This is a genomic window from Streptomyces cyanogenus, assembly GCF_017526105.1.
Taxonomy (GTDB): domain Bacteria; phylum Actinomycetota; class Actinomycetes; order Streptomycetales; family Streptomycetaceae; genus Streptomyces; species Streptomyces cyanogenus.
On the sequence record NZ_CP071839.1, the window covers coordinates 5,315,193 to 5,337,985 of the forward strand.

The window sequence follows — 22,793 nt, forward strand, 5'->3', positions numbered from 1 at the left end:
CAGGTGTGACCCGCGATTTAGAGGGCCCCCGCAAGCAGCGATAACCTGCGAGACGGACATGCCGCGCGCTCGGACACCGTGTGCGCTTCCCTAGTGACAGCGGACGTCACGTTGCCCTTCGCGGCACGCCCACGCATCCAACGAACCGCGAGATCACTGATAGGGACGGAAGCGCGTGGACCTGTTCGAGTACCAGGCGAGGGACCTCTTCGCCAAGCACGATGTACCGGTGCTGGCCGGTGAAGTCATCGACACGCCTGAGGCGGCGCGCGAGATCACCGAGCGTCTGGGCGGCAAGTCCGTCGTCAAGGCGCAGGTGAAGGTCGGTGGTCGTGGCAAGGCCGGCGGCGTCAAGCTGGCCGCCTCCGCGGACGAGGCCGTCGCCCGCGCGACGGACATCCTCGGCATGGACATCAAGGGCCACACGGTCCACAAGGTCATGATCGCCGAGACCGCTCCGGAGATCCTCGAGGAGTACTACGTCTCCTTCCTCCTCGACCGTGCCAACCGCACCTTCCTCTCCATCGCCTCCGTCGAGGGCGGTATGGAGATCGAGGAGGTGGCGGCCACCCGTCCGGAGGCCGTCGCCAAGACCGCGATCGACCCGATCGACGGTGTGGACGAGGCCAAGGCCCGCGAGATCGTCGAGGCCGCCAAGTTCCCGGCCGAGGTCGCGGACAAGGTCGTCAACGTCCTGGTCAAGCTGTGGGACACCTTCATCAAGTCGGACGCCCTCCTGGTCGAGGTCAACCCGCTCGCGAAGGTCGCCTCCGGCGAGGTCATCGCCCTGGACGGCAAGGTGTCGCTCGACGACAACGCCGAGTTCCGTCACCCCGAGTACGAGGAGCTCCACGACAAGGCCGCGGCCAACCCGCTCGAGGCCGCCGCCAAGGAGAAGAACCTCAACTACGTCAAGCTCGACGGCGAGGTCGGCATCATCGGCAACGGCGCGGGTCTCGTCATGAGCACCCTGGACGTCGTCGCGTACGCCGGTGAGAAGCACGGTGGCGTCAAGCCGGCCAACTTCCTGGACATCGGCGGTGGCGCCTCCGCCCAGGTCATGGCCAACGGTCTGGAGATCATCCTCGGCGACCCGGACGTCAAGTCCGTGTTCGTCAACGTCTTCGGTGGCATCACCGCCTGCGACGAGGTCGCCAACGGCATCGTCCAGGCCCTGAAGCTGCTGGAGGACCGCGGCGAGGAGGTCACCAAGCCGCTCGTCGTCCGCCTCGACGGCAACAACGCCGAGCTGGGCCGGCAGATCCTCACGGACGCCAACCACCCGCTGGTGCAGCGCGTCGACACCATGGACGGCGCGGCCGACAAGGCCGCCGAGCTGGCCGCCGCCAAGTAAGCACGAGGACGAGGACTCAAACCACCATGGCTATCTGGCTCAACAAGGACAGCAAGGTCATCGTCCAGGGCATGACCGGCGCCACCGGCATGAAGCACACCAAGCTCATGCTGGGTGACGGCACCAACGTCGTGGGCGGCGTGAACCCGCGCAAGGCGGGTCAGACCGTGGACTTCGACGGCACCGAGGTACCCGTCTTCGGCACCGTCAAGGAGGCCATCGAGAAGACCGGCGCCAACGTCTCCGTCATCTTCGTGCCGGAGAAGTTCACCAAGGACGCGGTCGTCGAGGCCATCGACGCCGAGATCCCGCTGGCCGTCGTGATCACCGAGGGCATCGCGGTGCACGACACGGCGTCCTTCTGGTCGTACGCCGGCAAGAAGGGCAACAAGACCCGGATCATCGGCCCGAACTGCCCCGGCATCATCACCCCGGGCCAGTCGAACGTCGGCATCATCCCGGGCGACATCACCAAGCCGGGCCGCATCGGCCTGGTGTCGAAGTCCGGCACGCTGACGTACCAGATGATGTACGAGCTGCGGGACATCGGCTTCTCCACCGCCGTCGGCATCGGTGGCGACCCGATCATCGGCACCACGCACATCGACGCCCTGGCCGCGTTCCAGGACGACCCCGACACCGACCTGATCGTGATGATCGGTGAGATCGGCGGTGACGCCGAGGAGCGTGCGGCCGCGTTCATCAAGGAGAACGTGACCAAGCCGGTCGTCGGCTACGTCGCGGGCTTCACCGCGCCCGAGGGCAAGACCATGGGCCACGCCGGCGCCATCGTCTCCGGTTCCTCCGGCACTGCCCAGGCCAAGAAGGAGGCCCTCGAGGCCGCGGGCGTCAAGGTCGGCAAGACCCCGACCGAGACGGCCAAGCTCGCCCGCGAGATCCTGAGCGCCTGAGCTTCTCCTCTCCGGTCGGTAGGCCCGTTCCCCTGCGGGGGCGGGCCTACCGCCGTTCCGGCACCCGCCCCGCCCGCGCCCCCGGCATCGCTACGGCGGGGCCTCCCGTACCCGGCACCCCCGGGCATCCGGCACCCGGCCGGCAGCGTTACGGCGGGGATTCCCGCACCTGGAACTCCGGGCATCCGGCACCCGGCCGACAACGCCACCGCGGGGACTCCAGCGCCCGGCACCCCGGGCATCCGGCACCCGGCCGACAACGCTACGCCGAGGGCTCCCGCGCCCGGCACCCCGGGCCCCCGGCACCCGGCCGACAGCGCTACGGCGGGGCCTCCCGTACCCGGCACCCCGGGCATCCGGCACCCGGCCGACAGCGTTACGGCGGGGACTCCCGCACCTGGAACCCCGGGCACCCCGCACTCCGGCCCACCCCACCGGGCGCTCCCGTGCGCCTCACCCGGCACGCGGCCGTCGGTCCTGTGGCTCGGGACTCCCCCTTCTCACCGCGGTTCCGGGAACACCCGCTGCGGGCCGGTCGTCTCCCGGCGCAGCTTGGTCTTCAGGGCCTGCTCCTTTCGTGAGAGCGGGCCCGCGGCGGCCGGGGGCGGGACCCCCTGCACCGCCTGGGCCGGAGCGACCGGGGCCTCGTAGCGGGTCGGTGCCGTCCGCAGCGTGAGCGTCGTCGCGCCGATGATCGTGACCGTGAAGGCGATGGCCGCCCGGGTCCAGAAGACGTTCCGGCGTTCGCACCCGGTACGCACCACCGTCGGCCGGGCCGCCCGCAGGTGCTCCGTCGAGGCCAGTTCGAGCAGCCGGCGGTGCAGCTCGGCGGGGTCGGCCAGCTCCGGCAGCCGCGCGGCGACCGCCTCCCGCGCGTGGGTCAGCCGGTTGGCGGCGGCCGGGGTGCTCGACTCGGTCTCGGCCGCCGTCTCCGGCAGGTCGAGGCCCACACCGTCGTACAGGACGAGCGTGCGCCGGTACGCCGCCGGCAGTTCGAGCAGTGTGTGCAGCAGCTCCCGGTCGGCCGGGTCGGCGGGCGGGGGTTCCGGGGACCGGTAGCGGGGGCGGAAGCGGTGCCAGGGGGAGAGCGCGCAGTCGTACGCCACCGCTCGCACCCAGCCGGCCGGATCCCGGTCCCGGGCCACCTCCGGCCAGCGCTGCCACGCCAGCTGGAAGGCCCGCTCCACGGACTCGCGGGCCAGCTCCCGGCGCCCGGTGAGCAGATAGGTCTGGCGTACGAGGGCGGGTGCGCAGAAGGCGTACAGCGCGTCGAAGGCCTGAGCAGGCGTCAGCGGGGTCGACTTTCTGGCCGTCAGACCACCCTGCTGCGAGCGTTCCTGAGGGGCCGTCGGCTCGGGGCTCTGTGTCTTCACCATGCACCCTTCCGTACGAAAAAGAACATAAACGTATATTGAGCGACACTTCCGAGGTTCGCCTGTTACGACGGGAAAGCGCGTGTCGTTGGGAGCATGGCGTGCGTGATCCAGACGACCGCTCGCCGTTCGCCGTCGGCGCTCCTGATCTCCCGCATGCGCGACCGCTCGCCCGGCTTCGCCGCGAGCCTGCTGGGCGGTGCCGTCGCGGCCGGACTGGGCCTCGGTTCGTTCGCCGTGCTCGTCATGATGTTCTGGGTGAGTTCGCCGTACCCGGACAGCGGACCGGGCGGCGCACTGCACACCGCCGCCGCCCTGTGGCTGCTCGCGCACGGTGTCGAACTGATCCGCACCGACACGCTCTCCGGCGCGCCCATGCCCGTCGGCCTCACCCCGTTGCTGCTGCTCGCCGTGCCGCTGTGGCTGGTCTACCGGGCGGCTCGGGACGCCATCGACGCCTCCGCCGAGCCGGACGGCCCGCCGCCGGTGGGGGCGCGCACCGCATGGACGGGGGTGGTCCTCGGCTATCTGGGTGTCGGTGCCGCCGCGACGCTGTACTGCTCCGGCGGCGAACTGCGCCCCCAGTGGGCATGGGTGACGGTCTGTCTGCCCCTGGTCGCGGCGAGCGCGGCCGGCGCCGGGGTGTGGACGGCGTACGGCCGTCCGTCCGGGCCCGTGCCGAGCGTGCCGGCGGTGCTGCCGGGCCCGCTGCGGCGTCTGGTGTCCGGGACGGACGCGCGGGCCCGGCTGGGCGCCGCCGTACGCGCCGCCGGTGCCGCGACGGCCGTGCTCGTCGGGGGCGGCGCACTGCTGGTCGGGGTGTCGCTGGTGTGGCACGGCGAGCCGGCGCGGGCCTCCTTCCTGCAGCTGACGGAGGGCTGGACGGGCCGGTTCGCGGTGCTGCTGCTCGGCGTCGCCCTGGTCCCCAACGCGGCGGTGTGGGCCGCGTCCTATGCGCTCGGGCCCGGTTTCCTCCTCGGCACCGGACACCTGGTCGACCCGCTCGCCTCCCACCCGGCCCCGCTGCTGCCGCCGTTCCCGCTGCTGGCCGCGGTGCCCGAGCCGGGCGCCGGTACGCCGCAGAACTGGGCGGTGTGCGTGGTGCCGGCGATGGCCGGGATGACGGCGGGGTGGTTCGTGGCACGGGCGGCCGTACGGCAGGCGTCCGGTGAACCGGCGCGGGCCCGCTGGTCGGCCGGCCGGACCGCCGGGGTGGTCCTGCTGACGGCCCTGGTCTGCGCGGCGGCCCTCGCCCTGCTCGCCGAGCTGGCGGGCGGCCCCATGGGCGTGGCCGCACTGGCCCGTCTCGGCCCGCTGTGGTGGCAGACCGGGGGCGCGGCCGGGGCCTGGACACTGGTGTTCGCCCTGCCGGTGGCGCTGACCACCCGGGCCTGGCGGCTGCGCCGCCGTCGGCATTCCGGCGGCATTCCGGCGCAGGGTACGGAGACGGGGGCCCGGACGGGTGCGAAAGGAGGCGCTGCCCAGCCGACGGCGGCGGCGACGGCAGCGGCAGCGAGCGCGACCAGGGAGACCCCCGAGGCCGGGGAGCCGGAGGAGGCCGGAGTGGTGGCTGCTACGGCCCAGGACGCGGGCAAGGCCGACGAAGTACCGGCCACGGCCGCCGGCGGTGACGCCCCGGGCGGGGCCGCGGCCACCCCCGACGCCGGGGCCGGAACCGGGGCGGGCGCGGGTCGTTTCAGGCGCCGGGGCCCGGGCCGGGGCGCTGCCGAGGGGGGTACGTCCGCTCAGACGGCCGGTGCGACGGGAGCGGACGAGGAAGAGCCGTACGAGGTGCTTCCCGCCGCCGACCCGTTCCCGACCACGTACCCGAGTCCTTTCCCGGCCTCGTTCACCGAACCGTCCCCCGGGGGCCGGCACGACGACCTCACCCGGGCCTCACGCTGGGCGGCCTTGAGGGAGGCTGCGGGTGCTCCCGAGGACGGCGTCGGCACCGTCACGCGGCCGGAGTCCGGGCCCGAGCCGGAGCCCGGCGCCGGTCCCCGTCCCGACCGCCGGCCGGATGCCGCCGGGTGAGGGGTGTCGGCTGTTGCCGAGTGAGAGGCGTCAGCTGTTGTCGACGCCCAGGATGCCGCGCAGTTCCCGGGGCAGCAGGGTGTCGCAGGACTGCTTGGCCTCGTGGGTGAGGGCGTCGTTCACGCAGGTGTAGTAGTCGCGGTAGACGAGCTGCACGGTGAACGTGGACGCCACCAGGACCAGGGCCAGGGACGCCGTGACCAGGCCGCTGACGGCCGCCGTCGTCTGGGGCCGGCCGGTCCGGTCCGTCGGAGCCGTCGGAGCCGTCGGAGTCACCGGGGCGTCCGGGGCCGGGCGGCGCGGCTTGGCGCGCAGCGCGCTGCTGCCCCAGTACAGGGCCAGCGCGCCCAGCAGCAGGGCCACGTAGGGCCAGCTGAACAGGGCGAAGAAGACCGCCCACATGCCGGAGAGCAGGGCGTACCGCGCGCGGCGCTGGGCCGGGTCCGTCGGGTCCCAGCGCATGCCGGGGCCGGCCGGTCCGCCGGGCTCCTGCGGGCCACCACCCGGCCGCTCACCGAAGCCGCCGGGGGAACGGCCGGGCTGCCGGTCACTCCACTGACTGCCCCAGGGAGAGCCACCGCCCGGCCCCTGACCACCGCCGCCGGGACCGTGACCGCCATCCGGACCGTGACCGCCCTCCGGACCGTGACCGTGCCCCGTACCAGGCCCGTACCCCGGACCCTGTCCCGGAGCAGGCCCGTACCCCGGCCCCGAACCCTGGCCATGACCCTGCCCGGCGCCGGACGCACCAGGATGACGCGGCTGCCACGGCCGGTCCGGAGCCCCCTCCGGCGGCGGCGCGAACGGATTGTCGTCCTGTCTCCCGCCACGGCGCCCGGAGCCGCCCTGCCCCGCTCCGCCGTGCCCGGAGCCACTCTGCCCCGATCCGCCCTGCCCCGCGCCCTGGCCGGAACCACCCTGACCGGAGCCGTCGGGGTCGCCCCCCGGCGTCCGGGTCGGGGGTGAGGTCGGGCGCTCCCGCAGCAGCGCGGCGCCCCGCTCGCCCCCCTGGGCCGGGCGCGGCGGGAACGTGAGGAGTCGCAGGCTGCGATCGGGCATCAAAAGAGCGTCTTCCCCTAGGTGACTACGGCAGTCCGTCATGAGCTTCCACCCCGTGAACGCACCGCACGACGACCGCGTTCCCGAGGCTGCTCCTTCGTGACTCCTTGCGAACGCTACCGTCCGGCCGGCCACCCGTCCCCGGGGCCCCTTCCCGAGTGCCGGTATCGTTGCTGACGGTCGGCCGCTTCGTAGACTTCCCCGTATACCGGGGCGCGAAGCATTCGTACGACTCTACAAACCGCCCGGCCGGTCGACGGCCGGACACATCGTTTCCCGAGAAAGGGCCCCACCGTGGCCGCCACCACCCCTGGCCCAGCGGTCAAGCGCCTCGTCGTGCTGGTCTCCGGATCCGGCACCAACCTGCAGGCGCTCCTGGACGAGATCGAGCGCACCGGAGCCGAGTCGTACGGCGCACGGATCGTCGCCGTCGGGGCCGACCGCGCCGGCATCGAGGGGCTGGCCCGTGCCGAGCGGGCCGGGATCCCCACCTTCGTGTGCAAGGTCAAGGACCACGGCTCCCGCGAGGAGTGGGACGCGGCGCTCGCCGGGGCCGTCGCCGCGTACGAGCCCGACCTCGTCGTATCCGCCGGCTTCATGAAGATCGTCGGCAAGGAGTTCCTGGCCCGTTTCGGCGGACGGTTCGTCAACACACATCCCGCCCTGCTGCCCAGTTTTCCGGGGGCCCACGGGGTCCGTGACGCGCTCGCGTACGGCGCCAAGGTCACCGGCTGCACCGTCCACTTCGTCGACGACGGCGTCGACACCGGCCCGATCATCGCCCAGGGCGTGGTCGAGGTCCGGGACGAGGACGACGAGAGCGCGCTGCACGAGCGCATCAAGGAAGTCGAGCGAAGGCTGCTCGTCGAGGTCGTGGGGCGGCTCGCCCGCAACGGCTATCGCATTGAGGGACGAAAGGTAGTTATCCAGTGACCGCCGAGAGCAACAAGCGGGCCATCCGTCGCGCGCTCGTCAGCGTCTACGACAAGACCGGCCTTGAGGAGCTGGCCCGCGGGCTGCACGAGGCCGGTGTGGAGCTGGTCTCCACCGGGTCCACGGCCGGCCGGATCGCCGCCGCCGGTGTCCCGGTCACCAAGGTCGAGGAGCTGACCGGCTTCCCCGAGTGCCTGGACGGCCGGGTCAAGACCCTGCACCCGAGGGTGCACGCGGGCATCCTCGCGGACCTGCGCCTGGACAGCCACCGCGAGCAGCTCGCCGAGCTGGGCGTGGAGCCGTTCGACCTGGTCGTCGTCAACCTGTACCCGTTCCGGGAGACGGTCGCCTCCGGTGCCTCGCCCGACGAGTGCGTGGAGCAGATCGACATCGGCGGCCCCTCGATGGTCCGTGCCGCCGCCAAGAACCACCCGTCCGTCGCCGTGGTCACCAGCCCGGAGCGGTACGCCGACGTCCTCGCCGCGGTGAAGGACGGCGGCTTCGACCTCGCCGCCCGCAAGCGCCTGGCCGCGGAGGCCTTCCGGCACACGGCGGAGTACGACATCGCGGTCTCCTCCTGGTTCGCCTCCTCCTACGCCCCGGCCGACGACTCGCAGTTCCCGGACTTCCTCGCCGCCTCCCTGGAGCGCGCGCACACCCTGCGCTACGGAGAGAACCCGCACCAGCCCGCCGCCCTCTACACCTCCGGCGAGGGCGGGCTCGCGGCGGCCGAGCAGCTGCACGGCAAGGAGATGTCGTACAACAACTACACGGACACGGACGCCGCCCGCCGTGCCGCGTACGACCACGCCGAGCCCTGCGTCGCGATCATCAAGCACGCCAACCCCTGCGGCATCGCGATCGGCGCTGACGTCGCCGAGGCGCACCGCAAGGCGCACGCCTGCGACCCGGTCTCCGCGTACGGCGGTGTGATCGCCGTGAACCGGCCGGTCAGCAAGGAGATGGCCGAGCAGGTCGCCGAGATCTTCACCGAGGTCATCGTGGCCCCGGACTACGAGGAGGGCGCGCTGGAGGCCCTCACCAAGAAGAAGAACATCCGCGTGCTGCGCTGTCCCGACGGCCCGGCCCACCCGGTCGAGGTCAAGCCGATCGACGGCGGCGCGCTGCTCCAGGTCGCCGACCGGCTCCAGGCCGACGGCGACGACCCGGCCAACTGGACGCTCGCCAGCGGCGAAGCGCTCTCCGCCGAGGAGCTGAAGGAACTGGCCTTCGCCTGGAAGGCGTGCCGTGCGGTGAAGTCGAACGCGATCCTGCTCGCCAAGGACGGCGCCTCGGTCGGCGTCGGCATGGGCCAGGTCAACCGCGTGGACTCCTGCAAGCTGGCCGTCGAGCGGGCGGGCGAGGAGCGGGCCCGCGGCTCCTACGCGGCCTCCGACGCCTTCTTCCCCTTCCCCGACGGACCGGAGATCCTCATCGGTGCCGGCGTCCGGGCGATCGTCCAGCCGGGCGGCTCGATCCGCGACGAGCAGGTCGTGGAGGCCGCCAAGAAGGCAGGCGTGACCATGTACTTCACGGGCACGCGCCACTTCTTCCACTGATCGCGCAGCGCGCCCGCGACGCATGCGCGTGGTCCCGCCCGTCGGCCGACGGGCGGGACCACGCCTTTGTGCACGGCGGTTCACCGCCGCCCCGCCCGAGGGGGGAGTTTTCCCCGCCGACTCCGCGGGCCCTTCGGTGAACTCCGGCCGGCCGGTCCGGAAAACACCCGGGGCCGCACCTCGTCCGGGCGGACGGGACGCGGCCCTGATGGTGAAGTACCGGGTGGCTCAGTACTGCGGGCGGTTGAACCAGGAGCTGCCGCCCTTGTTGGCGCAGAACACGATGATCAGGATGCCGAGCACCAGGCTGATCAGAGCGAAGACGTTCGCGCCGAGCAGGTTGATCACGCTGACCAGCGTGACGACCGAGGCGTAGATGATCGCCGAGACACGTGCGCCGCCGCGGCCGCTGGCGAACTTCAGGCCGGTGAAGACGGCCCAGAAGGCGAAGGCCAGGGCGATGACACCGAGGACGATCATCACGCCCGCGCCCATGCTGGCGGCCCGGTCGGCGTCCTCCGAGGAGACCCCGCTGTCCGAGGACATGGCGTCGCTGATCCGGTCGGAGACCCAGGAGCTGGCCACGATCATCACCAGACCGGCGAGCGCCTGGAAGCCGCCCAGGATGAACAGGAACACGCGCGCGGCCTTCACGCCGCCCGGCATCACCGCGGGTCCGGCCGGGTAGCCGAAGCCGGGCTGCTGGACCGCGGGGGCGGCGGGGTAGCCGTAACCGGGCTGGCCCTGCGGGGCGGCGGGGTAGCCGTAGCCGGGCTGCTGGCCCTGCGGGGGCCCGTAGGGGTTGTTGGGGTCGCCAAAGCTCATGGCGGTCTTCCTCCGTTGCTCACGTGCAGGGGACGACGCGCGGCACGGTTCGGAGGAGAGTTCTACAGATGCGGTCCGTCCCCCCGGCACTGCCCGCGGCACTGTGTGCTCATCGTTCTTGAGCGGGCTCTTACTTGTCCAGCCGGAAACCTCAGGTGTTGTGCAAGTGCAACATCGCTGATCATGCCGTGACACCCGGATTGGAACCGGGACCGGGTCATCCGCGAGGATGGGACCATGACCGCCCAGATTCTCGATGGCAAGGCCACCGCAGCCGCGATCAAGTCCGATCTGACCGCCCGCGTGGCGGCGCTGAAGGAGAGGGGCGTCACGCCCGGCCTCGGCACGATCCTGGTCGGGGACGACCCCGGCAGCCAGAAGTACGTCGCCGGCAAGCACCGCGACTGCGCCCAGGTGGGCATCGCCTCCATCCAGCGCGAGCTGCCGGCCACCGCCACCCAGGAGGAGATCGAGGCGGTCGTCCGCGAGCTGAACGAGGACCCCGCCTGCACCGGGTACATCGTCCAGCTGCCGCTGCCCAAGGGCATCGACGAGAACCGCATCCTGGAACTCATGGACCCGGCCAAGGACGCCGACGGCCTGCACCCGATGAACCTGGGCCGCCTGGTGCTGAACGAGCCGGCCCCGCTGCCCTGCACCCCCAACGGCATCATCAGCCTGCTGCGGGCCCACGGCGTGGAGATCAAGGGCGCCGAGGTCGTGGTCGTCGGCCGCGGTGTCACCATCGGCCGCCCGATGCCGCTGCTGCTCACCCGGCGCAGCGAGAACGCCACCGTCACGCAGTGCCACACCGGCACCCGCGACCTCTCCGCCCACCTGAAGCGGGCCGACATCATCGTCGCCGCGGCCGGCTTCCCGCACCTGATCCGCGCCGAGGACGTCAAGCCGGGCGCGGCCGTCCTCGACGTCGGTGTCTCCCGCAACGCCGAGGGCAAGATCGTCGGCGACGTCCACCCGGACGTGACCGAGGTGGCCGGCTGGATCTCCCCGAACCCCGGCGGCGTCGGCCCGATGACCCGGGCGCAGCTGCTGGTCAACGTGGTCGAGGCGGCGGAGCGCAGTGCCGGCTGAGGACGCCCGCGGGTCCGCGGAACCGACCGTGCGCGACGCGATCAGCGCCCCCGACGCCGAAGGGCGCCCGCGCCGCGTCACCCGCCGCTTCCCGCTGTTCACCAAGGACACCGCACGCCCCGAGGGCGGCGGCCGGGCCGCCGCCGGTGACGCCCCGGCGCCCGCCCGTCAGTGGCCCATGCTCGTGGTGCTGTCGGCGGTCGCCCTCGGCCTGCTGCTGACGGCGCTCGACGTGCTCCGCTTCGGCACCCTGCTGATCGGCGCCGCCCTGCTGGCGGGCGCGGTGATGCGCTGGGCACTGCCGAGCGTCGGCATGCTCGCCGTCCGCTCCCGCTTCACCGACATCGTCACCTACGGCGTCCTGGGCCTGGTCATCTCCCTGCTGGCGCTGATGATCCAGCCCGACCCGCTGCTGAAGATGCCGTTCCTGAAGGACATCCTGCACTTCACGGTCACCAAGTAGCGGCCCGCGTACGGCCGGTGGCCCGCGCCTCCCCCGGGGACGCGGGCCACCGTCGCTTCCCCCTTCCCCGACGCTACGGCCGCCCGCCGCGCAACGCCTCCGTCCTCGGGTTGAACCGCCGTACCGCCGCTGGGCGCACCCGGTCCGGGCGCTGCAACCTACGCGGTACCGCGCCCGGTTGACTCCGGGGTACGGCCGTGCGCGTTACCCTGCGGCGATGCGACTGAGGACCCCCCGCCCGCTGGTCGTGGACACACTGATCGCGGTGGCCATGACCGTGGTGGCCGTCCTGCTCGGGCAGGAGTCCCGATCGCAGGGATGGCCGGAACTCGACGCCCGCGCCTACGTCCTCGTCGCCCTCGCCCATCTCCCGGTCGCCCTGCGCAGCCGCCGCCCCCTCGTCGTCTTCGCCGTCGTCGAGGCCGCCGCGGTCGGCTTCGTCACCCTCGGCTACTGGCCGGTGGTGTGCACCTTCGGCGCCATGCTCGCCCTGTACACCGTGGCCTCCGTCCGCCCCGTGCGCACCGCCCTGGCCTGCGCCGGCTGCATGGCCGCGGTCTGGGTGTACGCCGGTGTGGTCAGCCACAGCCCCTCCATGGCCTCCGTGCTCGGCCAGGCCCTGCTGTACTGCTCGGTGCTCGTCTGGTTCGGGCACCTGGCCCGCCGCACCGCCGAACTCACCCGGCGGCTGCGGGCCGAACAGGCCGAGCGGGCCCGGCGCGCGGTCGCCGAGGAACGCGGCCGGATCGCCCGCGAGCTGCACGACGTCGTCGCCCACCACATGTCGGTCATCTCCGTGCAGGCGGGACTCGCCCGGTTCGTCTTCGACTCCGACCCCGCGAAGGCGCGCGGAGCGCTCGGCACCATAGCGGACACCAGCGGCGAGGCCCTGGAGGAGCTGCGGCGCATACTGCAGGTGCTGCGCGAGGAGGACCCCGAGGCGCCCGAGCGGGCGCCCATGCCCACCCTGGCCCGGCTCGGCGAACTCGTGGACCGGGTCCGGGCCGGCGGCCTGCCCGTGGACCTCGCCGTCGAGGGCACCACCCGTCCGCTGCCGCCCGGCGTCGAACTGTGCGCCTACCGCGTCGTCCAGGAGGGCCTCACCAACGCCCTCAAACACGCCGGGCCCGCACGCGCGCGCGTGGAACTCCGCTACGGCCCGCACGAGCTGACCGTCCGCGTCACCGACGACGGCGAGGGGACGGATCCGGCCAGAGTGCCGGTGGGCACCGGCCACGGCTTGATTGGCATGCGGGAGCGGGCCAAGCTCTACGGGGGGACGATCACAGTCGGCCCACGCTCCGAGGGCGGCTACGAGGTCCTGCTGACCCTGCCGACGTCGGCCGCCGAACGCGGCCGCGGGGGCACGCCGGAGGCGGAGCGGTAAGGCAGCGCACGGCGGGGGGACGACCGTACGGGATGATCAGAGTGCTCGTCGTGGACGACCAGTTCCTCATCCGCGCCGGACTCGTCGGCCTGCTGGACGCCGCGCCCGGCTTCGAGGTGGTGGGCGAGGCGGGGGACGGCGAGGAGGCCGTACGGCTCGCCGCCGAGACCCGCCCCGACGTCATCCTCATGGACATCCGGATGCCCGGCGTCAACGGCATCGAGGCCACCGAACGGATCCTCGCCCAGGCCGCCGACCGCCCGCCCCGGATCCTCGTGCTGACCACGTTCGACCTGGACGAGTACGTGTACGGGGCGCTGCGCGCCGGCGCCTCCGGGTTCCTGCTGAAGGACTCCGGGCCCGAGCGGCTGCTCGCGGCGGTCACCGCGGTCGACGGCGGTGACGCGCTGTTCGCGCCCAGCGTCACCCGGCGCCTGGTGGAGGCCTTCGCCCGGCAGCAGGAGCCCGCCGACACCGTGCCGCCGCCCGACCTCGGCGTGCTCACCTCCCGCGAGGTGGAGGTCCTCAAGCTCACCGCGCGCGGTCTGTCCAACCTGGAGATCGCCGACCGCCTCTACATCAGCGAGGCCACCGTCAAGACCCACCTCAACCGCACCATGAGCAAGCTCGACCTGGGCAGCCGGGCGCAGGCGGTGGTGCTGGCGTACGAGACGGGACTGGTGACCCCGGGCGGCTGACCGTCCGCTCCCGTGCGTCGCCCCCTTCCGGACCTGGGATCCTTGGTCAGCGCGGAACGCGCGGCAAGGAACACGGGGGAAGAGGGGAAGAGGGAGTAGGCGATGCCTCGCTGGAAAGCCCTGCCGGAGGATCTGGAACCGCAGATCAGGGAATTCACCGGCCGGTTGCGGCGGTTGGTGGACGACAGCGGCCTGAGCATCGCGGCACTGGCCGACCGCACGGGCTACGGCAAGACGTCCTGGGAACGGTATCTGGGCGGCCGGCTCCTCGCGCCCAAGGGCGCGGTCATCGCCCTCGCCGAGGCCACCGGCACCGACCCCGGTCCCCTGGCCACGCTGTGGGAACAGGCCGAACGCGCCTGGACCCGGGCGAAGCTGCGCCACGACCACACACTGACCGCACTCGACATCACGGACGCCCGCGCGGCACTGGGGGACCTGGGGACGAAACCGGAACCGGCCGGGGAACCGGCCGTGGGCAAGACCGCGGGTTCGGCCGGGGGTAAGGCCGTGGGTACGGCCCCGGGTTCGGCCGGGGGTAAGGCCGTGGGTACGGCGGTGGGTTCGGCTGGGGTTAAGACCGCGGGTTCGGCCGGGGGTGAGACCGTGGGTTCGGCCGAGGGTAAGGCCGTTGGTACGGCCCCGGGTTCGGCCAGGGGTAAGGCCGTGGGTACGGCGGTGGGTTCGACCGGGGGTAAGGCCGTGGGTACGGCGGCGGGTTCGGCTGGGGTTAAGACCGCGGGTTCGGCCGAGGGCAAGGCCGTGGGTACGGCGGCGGGTTCGGCCGGGGGGAAGGCCGTTGGTACGGCCCCGGGTTCGGCCGGGAGTAAGACCGCGGGTACGACTGCGGGTTCGGCCGCGGCGTCCGGCGGCGGTTTCGGTGCGCGGCCCGGCAGCGGCTCCCGTGCCGGTTCCGACGTCGCCGACGCGCCCCCCAAGAACTCCTGGGGGCTGGCCGGTTACCGGGGTCCGTCGAAGGCGACCGCCCGCCCCGGGACCCGGCCCCCGGCCGGCCCGGCCGACCCCGCCGGCACCCCCGCGGGCGCTCCCGCCGGCACCGCCCGGACCCCGGCTTCCTCCATCCCGAGCCCGGGCACGCCCGCGCGCACCCCTGGCCAGGACGTGTCCGCGCCCACCGCGAGCCCGGACACGCCCGCCCGTACCCCGAGCACCCCCGGCACCCCCGGCACCCGCACCCCCCAGGCACGGCCGGCATCCCCCGTCGCGCGCTGGTCCGCCCGGCGGCAGCAGGTCGTGATGTTCTTCGCGGGGCTGGTCGGTGCCGGTGCGCTCATCGCCGGGGTCTTCTTCTTCACCCACGGGGACGGCGGCGGGCGCAAGAGCGCGGGCGGCGCGTCGCCCTCCCCGTCGGCGTCGGCACGGACGAGCCCGCCCCCCGGTGTGAAGTGCGCCGGAGCCGCCTGCACCGGCAAGGACGCGGAGGCCATGGGGTGCAGTGGCGAGCTGGTGACGACCGCCAAGACCGCCACCGTCGGGACGACCACCGTGGAGGTCCGCTACAGCAAGGCGTGCGGTACGGCCTGGGGCCGGATCACCAGCGGCGCGCCCGGGGACACGGTGCGGGTCTCCGTGGGCAAGGACCGGCAGACGGGGGACATCACGGCCGCCGGGGACACCATCGGGTACACCCCGATGATCGCCGTACGGAACCCGGCGCAGGCCAGGGCCTGTGCCACGCTCGCCGCGGGACAGACGGGCTGCACGGAATGACGGGCGGCGCGGCCTGAGGGAGAAAGCCTGAGGGAGGAAGAGGGACGGGGAAATTCCGCCGGGGCGGCATAGCGGGCCGCGGCCTGGGCACGCGAACCGTACCCCCACGGGAGTCCGGTACGCCGGTACCCCCCACCGGCGGCCGCCTCCGTCCCTCCTCTCCCGGACGGGCGGCCGCCTCCTCATACCCGCCCGTGGCGCGGCCGGCACGGCGATACGTCCCCGCTGATCCCCTTGTGGGGTGAGCCACAGGGCCCCGGACGTCTCACCTACCGGATGCGCGATAGCCTGACCGCTGGATCTCTCTTGATGCCAAGAGATCGATCATCCGCCCGGGGCAGTGACGCCCCACCGCCAGCTGTCATACGGAGAACGCCATGACCCGCACTCCCGTGAACGTCACCGTCACCGGCGCGGCCGGCCAGATCGGTTACGCCCTGCTCTTCCGCATCGCCTCCGGCCAGCTGCTCGGCGCGGACGTGCCGGTCAAGCTGCGCCTGCTGGAGATCACCCCGGCCCTGAAGGCCGCCGAGGGCACGGCCATGGAGCTGGACGACTGCGCCTTCCCGCTGCTCCAGGGCATCGAGATCACCGACGACCCGAACGTCGCCTTCGACGGCGCCAACGTAGCCCTCCTGGTCGGCGCCCGCCCGCGCACCAAGGGCATGGAGCGCGGTGACCTGCTGGAGGCCAACGGCGGCATCTTCAAGCCGCAGGGCAAGGCCATCAACGACCACGCCGCGGACGACATCAAGGTCCTCGTCGTCGGCAACCCGGCCAACACCAACGCGCTCATCGCGCAGGCCGCCGCGCCGGACGTCCCGGCCGAGCGCTTCACCGCGATGACCCGCCTGGACCACAACCGCGCGCTGACCCAGCTCGCGAAGAAGACGGGCACCTCGGTCGCCGACATCAAGCGCCTGACGATCTGGGGCAACCACTCCGCGACCCAGTACCCGGACATCTTCCACGCCACCGTCGCCGGCAAGAACGCCGCCGAGGTCGTGAACGACGAGAAGTGGCTGGCCGAGGACTTCATCCCGACCGTCGCCAAGCGCGGTGCCGCGATCATCGAGGCCCGTGGCGCGTCCTCCGCCGCCTCCGCCGCGAACGCCGCCATCGACCACGTGCACACCTGGGTCAACGGCACCGCCGAGGGCGACTGGACCTCCATGGGCATCCCGTCGGACGGCTCCTACGGCGTCCCGGAGGGCCTGATCTCCTCCTTCCCGGTCACCTGCAAGGACGGTAAGTACGAGATCGTCCAGGGCCTGGACATCAACGAGTTCTCCCGCGCCCGCATCGACGCCTCCGTCCAGGAGCTGGCGGAGGAGCGCGAGGCGGTCCGCGGCCTCGGCCTCATCTGACCTGACGTGGTGTGACCCCGGCGCCGGTGCGCTATAGTTGATCACGCACCGGCCGCCGGGAAACCGGCACCAGGTGATGCGTTGGTGGTCCAAGGAAAGACGCCCCGCTTCCTGCGGGGAGATGCAGGTGCAAGGCCTGCCCGGCGCTCCACGGACGAGGTCCCCTTCCGCAACGGCGGAAGGGGACCTCGTCGTATCCGGCCCTACGCGCCCCGGAGCAGCTCGATCCCCGCCCGGTCGGTGTCCTCGGCCCGCCCGTTCAGCCGGTGGACCACGACCCAGCGCCCGTCCGCCATCGCCCCGGCGAACACGGACGCGTCCCCGGTGGCGCCGTTGTGCCAGCACAGCGGCCCCGCCGTCTGCCAGCCGACGGCCGGCTCGCCCAACCGCCGTTCCACCAGCAGCCGTACGACCAGATCGGCGACGGCGCGCGGGGTCGCCCACAGGCCGCCCGCCGGGAGGATCGCGCCGTCCATCGTCCACGGCCTGCGCCGGGTACCCGGCAGCAGTCCCGGCGCGGCCAGCCGCTGCCCGGGAGCCGGGCGGGCGGTCACCTCGGTGAGGCCCGACGGCCGTAGCACGTGGGCGTCCAGCAGTTCCTCGTAGGCGGCCCCGCCCGCCGCGGCCAGGGCGGCGCCGAGGACGGCGTACCCGAGGTTGGAGTACTCCTCCTCGCCCGGCGGGCGTACGACGGCGGTGTCCAGGGCGCGCACCAGCCGCAGCAACTCCGCCCGGTCGAAGGGCAGGTACGGATCGCGGCGTCCGAGGTGCGGCGGCAGCCGGGGGAGTCCCGAGGTGTGCCGGGCCAGACCGAGCAGGGTGATGCCCGTGCCGGGCGGCGCCGGGAGCCACCGTTCGACGGGGTCGTCGAGGCCGAGCACGCCCGCCTCCGCCATCCGGGAGAGCAGCGTGCCGGTCAGCGCCTTCGTGAGGGACCCGATCTGGACGTACCGGTCCACCGCGTGGCCGCCGGTCACCCGCGGCGGCCCGGCGTCGGTCAGTACACAGGCCGGGATGCGGCGCACGGCGGGACCTCTCGGTGGGCGACTTGATCGACGCCATGGATTCTCCGCCTCGGACCCGGCCCCACCGACGCGTTCAGGCCACCGGCTCCTTGGCCACAGGTGTGCCCGGTGCCGTGCGGGACGGGCGGCCGGCGGGGCGGAGGCCCGTCACGACCAGCAGCGTCGCCAGCAGGACCACCGTGCCGACGATGCGCAGCGCCGGACCCATCCCGCTCGCGAAGTCGGGCTGGCCCGCCAGAGCCGTGCCGGCGACCGCGACACCGAGGGCCGCGCCGGCCTCCCGGGCCGAGGTGCCGAGTCCGGAGCCGAGGCCCGCCTGGTGCGGCGGGAGGGACACCACCACGCCCAGGGTGAGGGCCGGCATGGCGAGGCCGGTGCCCGCCGAGATGACCAGCAGCCAGCACGCGTACAGCGCGTACGGCGTGTGCGCGTCCGCCGTGGACGCGGCCAGCAGGCCCAGGCCGATCAGCGCGAGGCCGGTGCCGACGACCGGGCGCGGGCGCGCCGACCAGCGGGCCGCGAACCTCGGGACCAGGGCCATGCCGACGATCAGCGGCACGATCGCGACACCCGTGACCGCGGGCTCGAACCCCTTGACCTCCTGCAGGTACTGCGAGTTGACGAAGAACAGCGCGAACAGCCCGAAGAAGCCGGTCGCCAGGCCCAGCGTCGTCGCGCGCAGCCCGCCGGAGCGGAAGACGCGCGGGTCGAACAGCGGGGCGCGGGACCGCAGGGCGTGGACGGTGAACGCCGCCACCAGCAGGGCACCGAGACCGAACACGGTCAGGATGCGCGCCGACGTCCAGCCGTGGTCGGGGCCCTCGATGATGCCGAACAGCACGGCGACCAGGCCCGCGGTGAGCAGCAGGGTGCCGACCGGGTCCGGACTGCCGTGCGCGGAGCGGGCGGTGCGCGGGGTGGTCACCGCCACGGCGGCGGCGAGGACGGCCGCCAGCGGCACCATCGCGGCGAACAGCGCCCGCCAGGACAGGTACTGGCCGACCAGACCGCCGCCCAGGTTGCCCGCCATGCCGCCCAGCCCGATGGCCAGCGTCCAGGACGCCATCGCCTGGGCCCGGCGCTCGGGCCCGGCCAGCTGCACCAGGATCGACATCGTCGCCGGAGTGATCAGCGCGGCCCCGGCTCCGGACAGGCCCCGGCCGGCGATCAGCAACGCGGGCTCGGTCGCGAGCGCGCTGGTCGCGGCGCCCGCGGCGAACAGGGCCAGGCCGGTGAGCAGAGCGCCCTTGCGGCCGTGGCGGTCGCCGAGCGCGCCGGCCGGGATCAGCAGACCCGCGAAGACGATGACGTAGGCGTCGACCGTCCACAGGATCTCGGTGTGCGAGGGGTGCAGGGCGGACGAACCCAGTTGGGGGATCAGCAGGTTGATGGCGGCGACCATGCTCTGCGCGACCAGCACGCAGGCGCACAGGGTCAGCAGGGTCGGGCGTTTCAGGGCGTGCGTGGGCACGGCTCCTCCCGGGAGCTGGTGGTGTGGGATGCGCTCTCACCGTAGGCTCGTCATCGACCTGCCTTCCAGTGCAACCTTTGCAAGGAATACCTGCACATGACGCAATCCACCGGCCTGGACCTGAATCTGCTCGTCGCGCTGGACGTGTTGCTGGAGGAGGAGAGCGTGCAGGGCGCCGCCCGCCGGCTGCATCTGTCCGAGCCGGCGATGAGCCGTACCCTGGGCCGGATCCGCAAGGCGCTCGGTGACCCGGTGCTGGTCCGCGCCGGCCGCCGGATGGTGCCGACCCCGCACGCGCTCGCGGTGCGCGCCGAGGTCGGCGCGGTGGTGGAGCGGGCCCGTGCCCTGTTCGCGCCGAACCGGGACACCGACCTGCGCACGGTGAACCGCACCTTCACGATCATCGGCCACGACGCGATCGCCGCCACCCACGGCGCCGCCCTGTTCGCCCGCGCCGCCCGCGAGGCCCCCGGCATCCGTCTGCGCTTCCTGAGCGAGAGTCACGTGGACGCCCCGTTCCTGCGTCAGGGCACCGCCGACCTGGAGGTCGGGGTGATCGACTCGGTCGCGCCCGAGGTGCGGGTGGAAACGGTCTACGAGGACCGCATGCTGGGCGTCGTACGGCCCGGACACCCGCTCCTGGACGGCGAGTTGACGCCCGAACGGTTCGCCGGGGCGGCGGGGCACCTCATCGTGTCCCGGCGCGGCAGGCAGCACGGTCCGATCGATGACGCCCTCGCCGAACTCGGCCTGGAGCGCCGGGTGGTGGGGAGCGTCGGCACCTATCCGGCCTCGCTGTTCGTGCTGCGCGAGACCGACCTGATCGGGCTGGTCAGCCAGTGGGGCCGGCCGCTCGCCGACACCCTCGGCCTGGTCGCCTTCGAGATCCCGCTCCGGCTGCCCACGGTGCGGCTGGGCCTCGCCTGGCATCCCCGCCACGACGCCGACCCGGCCCATGCCTGGCTGCGCGGCTGCGTACGGGAGCTGATGACCGACGGGTCAGCCGGTCCGCCCTGATTCCTTCTCCAGGTCCGAGAGGTCCACCGAGTCGCCCGGGGCCGGCGTGCGGGACGGCACCGGCTTGCCGTAGTCCGAGACTCCCGCCGTGTCGTCGGTTCCGTCGCCCTTCTGGACGGCTTCGACCAGCCGGTGCGGGCTGTCCGTCGTGATGTAGAGGGTGGTCGGAACGCCGTCCTCCGTGCCCCGCAGCCTGATCACGTCCACGCCGTGGATCTTCGTCCGCCCGTCCGTCCGCATCGAGTCGTCGGAGGACGTGTTCAGCGAGAGCTCCTTCTGCAGCGCCTTCAAGTCGCAGGCGTGGGCGAAGTCCTTGAAGGTGCCCTCGTTCGTGGTGCCGTGGACGTAGCGGTCCCGGACGACGTCGGCCGCCTTGTTCCCCTGATCGTGGAGCTGACTCCGCCAGTAGGCCCGGTCGGCCTTCATCCACACCTCGTCGCCCCGCTTGACGACGTCGAAGCTGCCGCCGCCCCGGCCCATCCGGAAGGAGCCGACGCAGTTGCCGTCGCGGTCCAGGGTGAGGTCCATCGAGGCGACCTCCGCGCTCTTCCCGGCCGCGGCCCGGTCCGTCAGGGTCAGGCGGAGCGAGGTGGCGTCGAGCACGTTCCGCTGGGCCTCCCGGACGAGCGCCCCGGCGTTCCCGTCACCGCCGTCGTCGGCCGTGGCCGTCGTGCCGAGGGCCGGGGAGAGGACCAGCAGCGCGCTCACCCCCGCGCGGATCAGGGATCCACCGGCCATCGCGCACCTCCGTGATCGGCCTCAAGCTCCCCTCTACAGCGTAGTTTTGTCCGTTTTCGACCGCATTTTCAGTGACGCGGCGCACTTTCGGCCACCGATTGCGCATGCAACGCAGGCGTCGGGGCAGGCGGCGACGGTCCCCACGCGAGACACCCGTGTGACGCAGGGGCACCGAACAGGAACGGAAGGCGACACCGATCATGGCCGACAGAACGGAACGACAGGACCAGGCGACCATTCACGCGGGCGGCGAGTGGCTGGAGGCGGTGTCCGGCGCGACCCGGGAGATCCTCGACCCCGCGGACGCCCGGCCCTTCGCCGTGGTCGCCGAGGGTGACGAGAAGGACGCGGAGCGTGCGGTCGCCGCCGCCCGGCAGGCCTTCGACCAGGGCCCCTGGCCGCACACCCCGGCCGCCGAGCGCGCCGCCCTGCTGCGCCGCGTCGCCGGCCTCCTGGTGCGCGACCGCGAGGAACTCGGCCTGCTGGAGAGCCGGGACGCGGGCAAGACCGTCGAGGAGGGCCGCGTCGACATCGACTGCGTCGCCGACGCCTTCCGCTACTTCGCCGACCTGGTCGCCGCCGAGGCCCCGGGCCGGGTGGTCGACGCGGGCTCCCCGGAGATCCACAGCGTGGTCGTCCACGAACCCGTCGGCGTCTGCGCGCTGATCACCCCCTGGAACTACCCCCTCCTCCAGGCCAGCTGGAAGATCGCCCCGGCGCTCGCCGCCGGCAACACCTTCGTGATCAAGCCCAGCGAGATCACCCCGATGACGACGATCGCCCTGATCGAGCTGCTGGCCGAGGCCGGTCTCCCCGCCGGCGTGGCCAACCTCGTCACCGGCCCCGGCCACACCGTCGGCGCCCGCCTCGCCGAGCACCCCGACGTCGACCTGGTCTCCTTCACCGGCGGCCTGGTCAGCGGCACCAAGGTCGCCCAGGCCGCCGCGCCCACCGTCAAGAAGGTCGCCCTCGAACTCGGCGGCAAGAACCCCAACGTCGTCTTCGCCGACGCCTGCGCCACCGAGGAGGGCTTCGACACCGCCGTCGACCAGGCCCTGAACGCGGCCTTCATCCACAGCGGCCAGGTCTGCTCGGCCGGCGCCCGCCTCATCGTCGAGGAGTCGGTCCGCGAGCGCTTCGTCACCGAACTCGCCCGCCGCGCCACGAAGATCCGCCTCGGCCGTGGCACGGAGGAGGGCGTCGAGTGCGGCCCGCTCGTCTCCGAGCAGCAGCGCGCCAGGGTCGAGGCGTACGTGGCCTCCGCGCTGGCCGAAGGCGCCGTACTGCGCTGCGGCGGCAAGCGGCCCGAACCGTCGCCGCAGCGGCCCGGGGCCGGTTACTTCTACGAGCCGACCGTCCTCGACGCCTGCCACCGCGAGATGAAGGTCGTCCGCGAGGAGGTCTTCGGCCCGGTCCTCACCGTCGAGACCTTCACCACCGAGGAAGAGGCGGTGTTCCTCGCCAACGACACCGAGTACGGCCTCGCCGGCGGCGTCTGGACCAGCGACCCCGGCAAGGCCCGCCGCGTCGCCGGCCGGCTGCGCCACGGCACCGTCTGGATCAACGACTTCCACCCCTATCTGCCGCAGGCGGAGTGGGGCGGCTTCGGCAGGAGCGGCACCGGCCGCGAGCTGGGCCCGGCCGGACTCGCCGAGTACCGCGAGACCAAGCACGTCTACCAGAACCTCGCCCCGAAGCCCGTCCGCTGGTTCGCCGGCTGACCCCCGACCCCCACCGTCCTGGACCACCCCCGGAG

The 22,793-nt window shown here is 73.1% G+C and carries 19 protein-coding genes; 13 read left to right on the forward strand and 6 right to left on the reverse strand.

Going from position 1 to position 22,793, the window contains the following annotated elements:
* The first annotated feature begins 175 nt into the window (after window positions 1–175).
* Complete coding sequence (sucC, locus tag S1361_RS24035) at window positions 176–1,354, forward strand: ADP-forming succinate--CoA ligase subunit beta (protein ID WP_208033840.1); 1,179 nt, start codon at window positions 176–178, stop codon at window positions 1,352–1,354.
* A gap of 26 nt (window positions 1,355–1,380) precedes the next feature.
* Window positions 1,381–2,265: a succinate--CoA ligase subunit alpha gene (sucD, locus tag S1361_RS24040; RefSeq protein ID WP_030641362.1), complete on the forward strand. Its 885-nt coding sequence runs from the start codon at window positions 1,381–1,383 to the stop codon at window positions 2,263–2,265.
* Window positions 2,266–2,765: 500 nt separating this feature from the next.
* On the opposite strand, the gene S1361_RS24045 is transcribed toward sucD, so the two are convergent.
* On the reverse strand, window positions 2,766–3,641 hold the full coding sequence (locus S1361_RS24045) for an RNA polymerase sigma factor (RefSeq protein ID WP_425087190.1): 876 nt from the start codon (window positions 3,639–3,641) through the stop codon (window positions 2,766–2,768).
* A gap of 93 nt (window positions 3,642–3,734) precedes the next feature.
* On the opposite strand from S1361_RS24045, the gene S1361_RS24050 reads away from it, so the two are divergent.
* Complete coding sequence (locus S1361_RS24050) at window positions 3,735–5,672, forward strand: cell division protein PerM (RefSeq protein WP_208033841.1); 1,938 nt, start codon at window positions 3,735–3,737, stop codon at window positions 5,670–5,672.
* Between the two features lie 30 nt (window positions 5,673–5,702).
* Here the strand turns inward: S1361_RS24050 and S1361_RS39355 are convergent, their stop codons facing one another.
* Window positions 5,703–6,731 (reverse strand): hypothetical protein, encoded by a 1,029-nt coding sequence (locus tag S1361_RS39355; RefSeq protein WP_243769278.1) that lies wholly within the window; start codon window positions 6,729–6,731, stop codon window positions 5,703–5,705.
* A gap of 294 nt (window positions 6,732–7,025) precedes the next feature.
* On the opposite strand from S1361_RS39355, the gene purN reads away from it, so the two are divergent.
* Complete coding sequence (gene purN, locus S1361_RS24060) at window positions 7,026–7,664, forward strand: phosphoribosylglycinamide formyltransferase (protein ID WP_208033842.1); 639 nt, start codon at window positions 7,026–7,028, stop codon at window positions 7,662–7,664.
* A complete protein-coding gene (purH, locus tag S1361_RS24065; protein WP_208033843.1) occupies window positions 7,661–9,223 on the forward strand; it encodes a bifunctional phosphoribosylaminoimidazolecarboxamide formyltransferase/IMP cyclohydrolase in 1,563 nt (520 codons plus the stop codon). The genes purN and purH overlap by 4 nt, the downstream gene beginning before the upstream one ends.
* 228 nt (window positions 9,224–9,451) lie before the next feature.
* Here the strand turns inward: purH and S1361_RS24070 are convergent, their stop codons facing one another.
* A complete protein-coding gene (locus tag S1361_RS24070; RefSeq protein WP_208033844.1) occupies window positions 9,452–10,048 on the reverse strand; it encodes a hypothetical protein in 597 nt (198 codons plus the stop codon).
* A gap of 237 nt (window positions 10,049–10,285) precedes the next feature.
* Between S1361_RS24070 and S1361_RS24075 the strand changes: the two genes are divergently transcribed.
* The 6 genes from S1361_RS24075 (at window position 10,286) to S1361_RS24100 (ending at window position 16,786) form a co-directional block, all read left to right on the forward strand.
* Window positions 10,286–11,140 (forward strand): bifunctional methylenetetrahydrofolate dehydrogenase/methenyltetrahydrofolate cyclohydrolase, encoded by an 855-nt coding sequence (locus S1361_RS24075; RefSeq protein ID WP_208033845.1) that lies wholly within the window; start codon window positions 10,286–10,288, stop codon window positions 11,138–11,140.
* Window positions 11,130–11,603: a DUF3017 domain-containing protein gene (locus S1361_RS24080; protein WP_208033846.1), complete on the forward strand. Its 474-nt coding sequence runs from the start codon at window positions 11,130–11,132 to the stop codon at window positions 11,601–11,603. The genes S1361_RS24075 and S1361_RS24080 overlap by 11 nt, the downstream gene beginning before the upstream one ends.
* 217 nt (window positions 11,604–11,820) lie before the next feature.
* Window positions 11,821–12,990: a sensor histidine kinase gene (locus S1361_RS24085; RefSeq protein ID WP_208033847.1), complete on the forward strand. Its 1,170-nt coding sequence runs from the start codon at window positions 11,821–11,823 to the stop codon at window positions 12,988–12,990.
* 32 nt (window positions 12,991–13,022) lie between these two features.
* A complete protein-coding gene (locus S1361_RS24090) occupies window positions 13,023–13,688 on the forward strand; it encodes a response regulator (RefSeq protein ID WP_208033848.1) in 666 nt (221 codons plus the stop codon).
* Between the two features lie 102 nt (window positions 13,689–13,790).
* Complete coding sequence (locus S1361_RS24095) at window positions 13,791–15,419, forward strand: DUF2690 domain-containing protein (protein ID WP_208033849.1); 1,629 nt, start codon at window positions 13,791–13,793, stop codon at window positions 15,417–15,419.
* 377 nt (window positions 15,420–15,796) lie between these two features.
* Window positions 15,797–16,786 (forward strand): malate dehydrogenase, encoded by a 990-nt coding sequence (locus S1361_RS24100; RefSeq protein ID WP_208033850.1) that lies wholly within the window; start codon window positions 15,797–15,799, stop codon window positions 16,784–16,786.
* A gap of 203 nt (window positions 16,787–16,989) precedes the next feature.
* On the opposite strand, the gene S1361_RS24105 is transcribed toward S1361_RS24100, so the two are convergent.
* Together S1361_RS24105 and S1361_RS24110 are read right to left on the reverse strand one after the other, a co-directional pair.
* Window positions 16,990–17,811: a serine hydrolase domain-containing protein gene (locus S1361_RS24105; protein ID WP_208033851.1), complete on the reverse strand. Its 822-nt coding sequence runs from the start codon at window positions 17,809–17,811 to the stop codon at window positions 16,990–16,992.
* A 73-nt stretch (window positions 17,812–17,884) separates the two neighbouring features.
* Complete coding sequence (locus tag S1361_RS24110) at window positions 17,885–19,282, reverse strand: MFS transporter (protein ID WP_208033852.1); 1,398 nt, start codon at window positions 19,280–19,282, stop codon at window positions 17,885–17,887.
* Between the two features lie 96 nt (window positions 19,283–19,378).
* Between S1361_RS24110 and S1361_RS24115 the strand changes: the two genes are divergently transcribed.
* Window positions 19,379–20,299, forward strand: coding sequence for a LysR family transcriptional regulator (locus S1361_RS24115; RefSeq protein WP_208033853.1), 921 nt, complete (start codon window positions 19,379–19,381; stop codon window positions 20,297–20,299).
* Here S1361_RS24115 and S1361_RS24120 read toward each other — a convergent pair.
* A complete protein-coding gene (locus S1361_RS24120; RefSeq protein ID WP_208033854.1) occupies window positions 20,282–21,037 on the reverse strand; it encodes a hypothetical protein in 756 nt (251 codons plus the stop codon). The two genes, S1361_RS24115 and S1361_RS24120, sit on opposite strands and share 18 nt — an antisense overlap.
* A 200-nt stretch (window positions 21,038–21,237) precedes the next feature.
* On the opposite strand from S1361_RS24120, the gene S1361_RS24125 reads away from it, so the two are divergent.
* On the forward strand, window positions 21,238–22,758 hold the full coding sequence (locus tag S1361_RS24125; RefSeq protein WP_208033855.1) for an aldehyde dehydrogenase family protein: 1,521 nt from the start codon (window positions 21,238–21,240) through the stop codon (window positions 22,756–22,758).
* The last annotated feature ends 35 nt before the right edge of the window (window positions 22,759–22,793 follow it).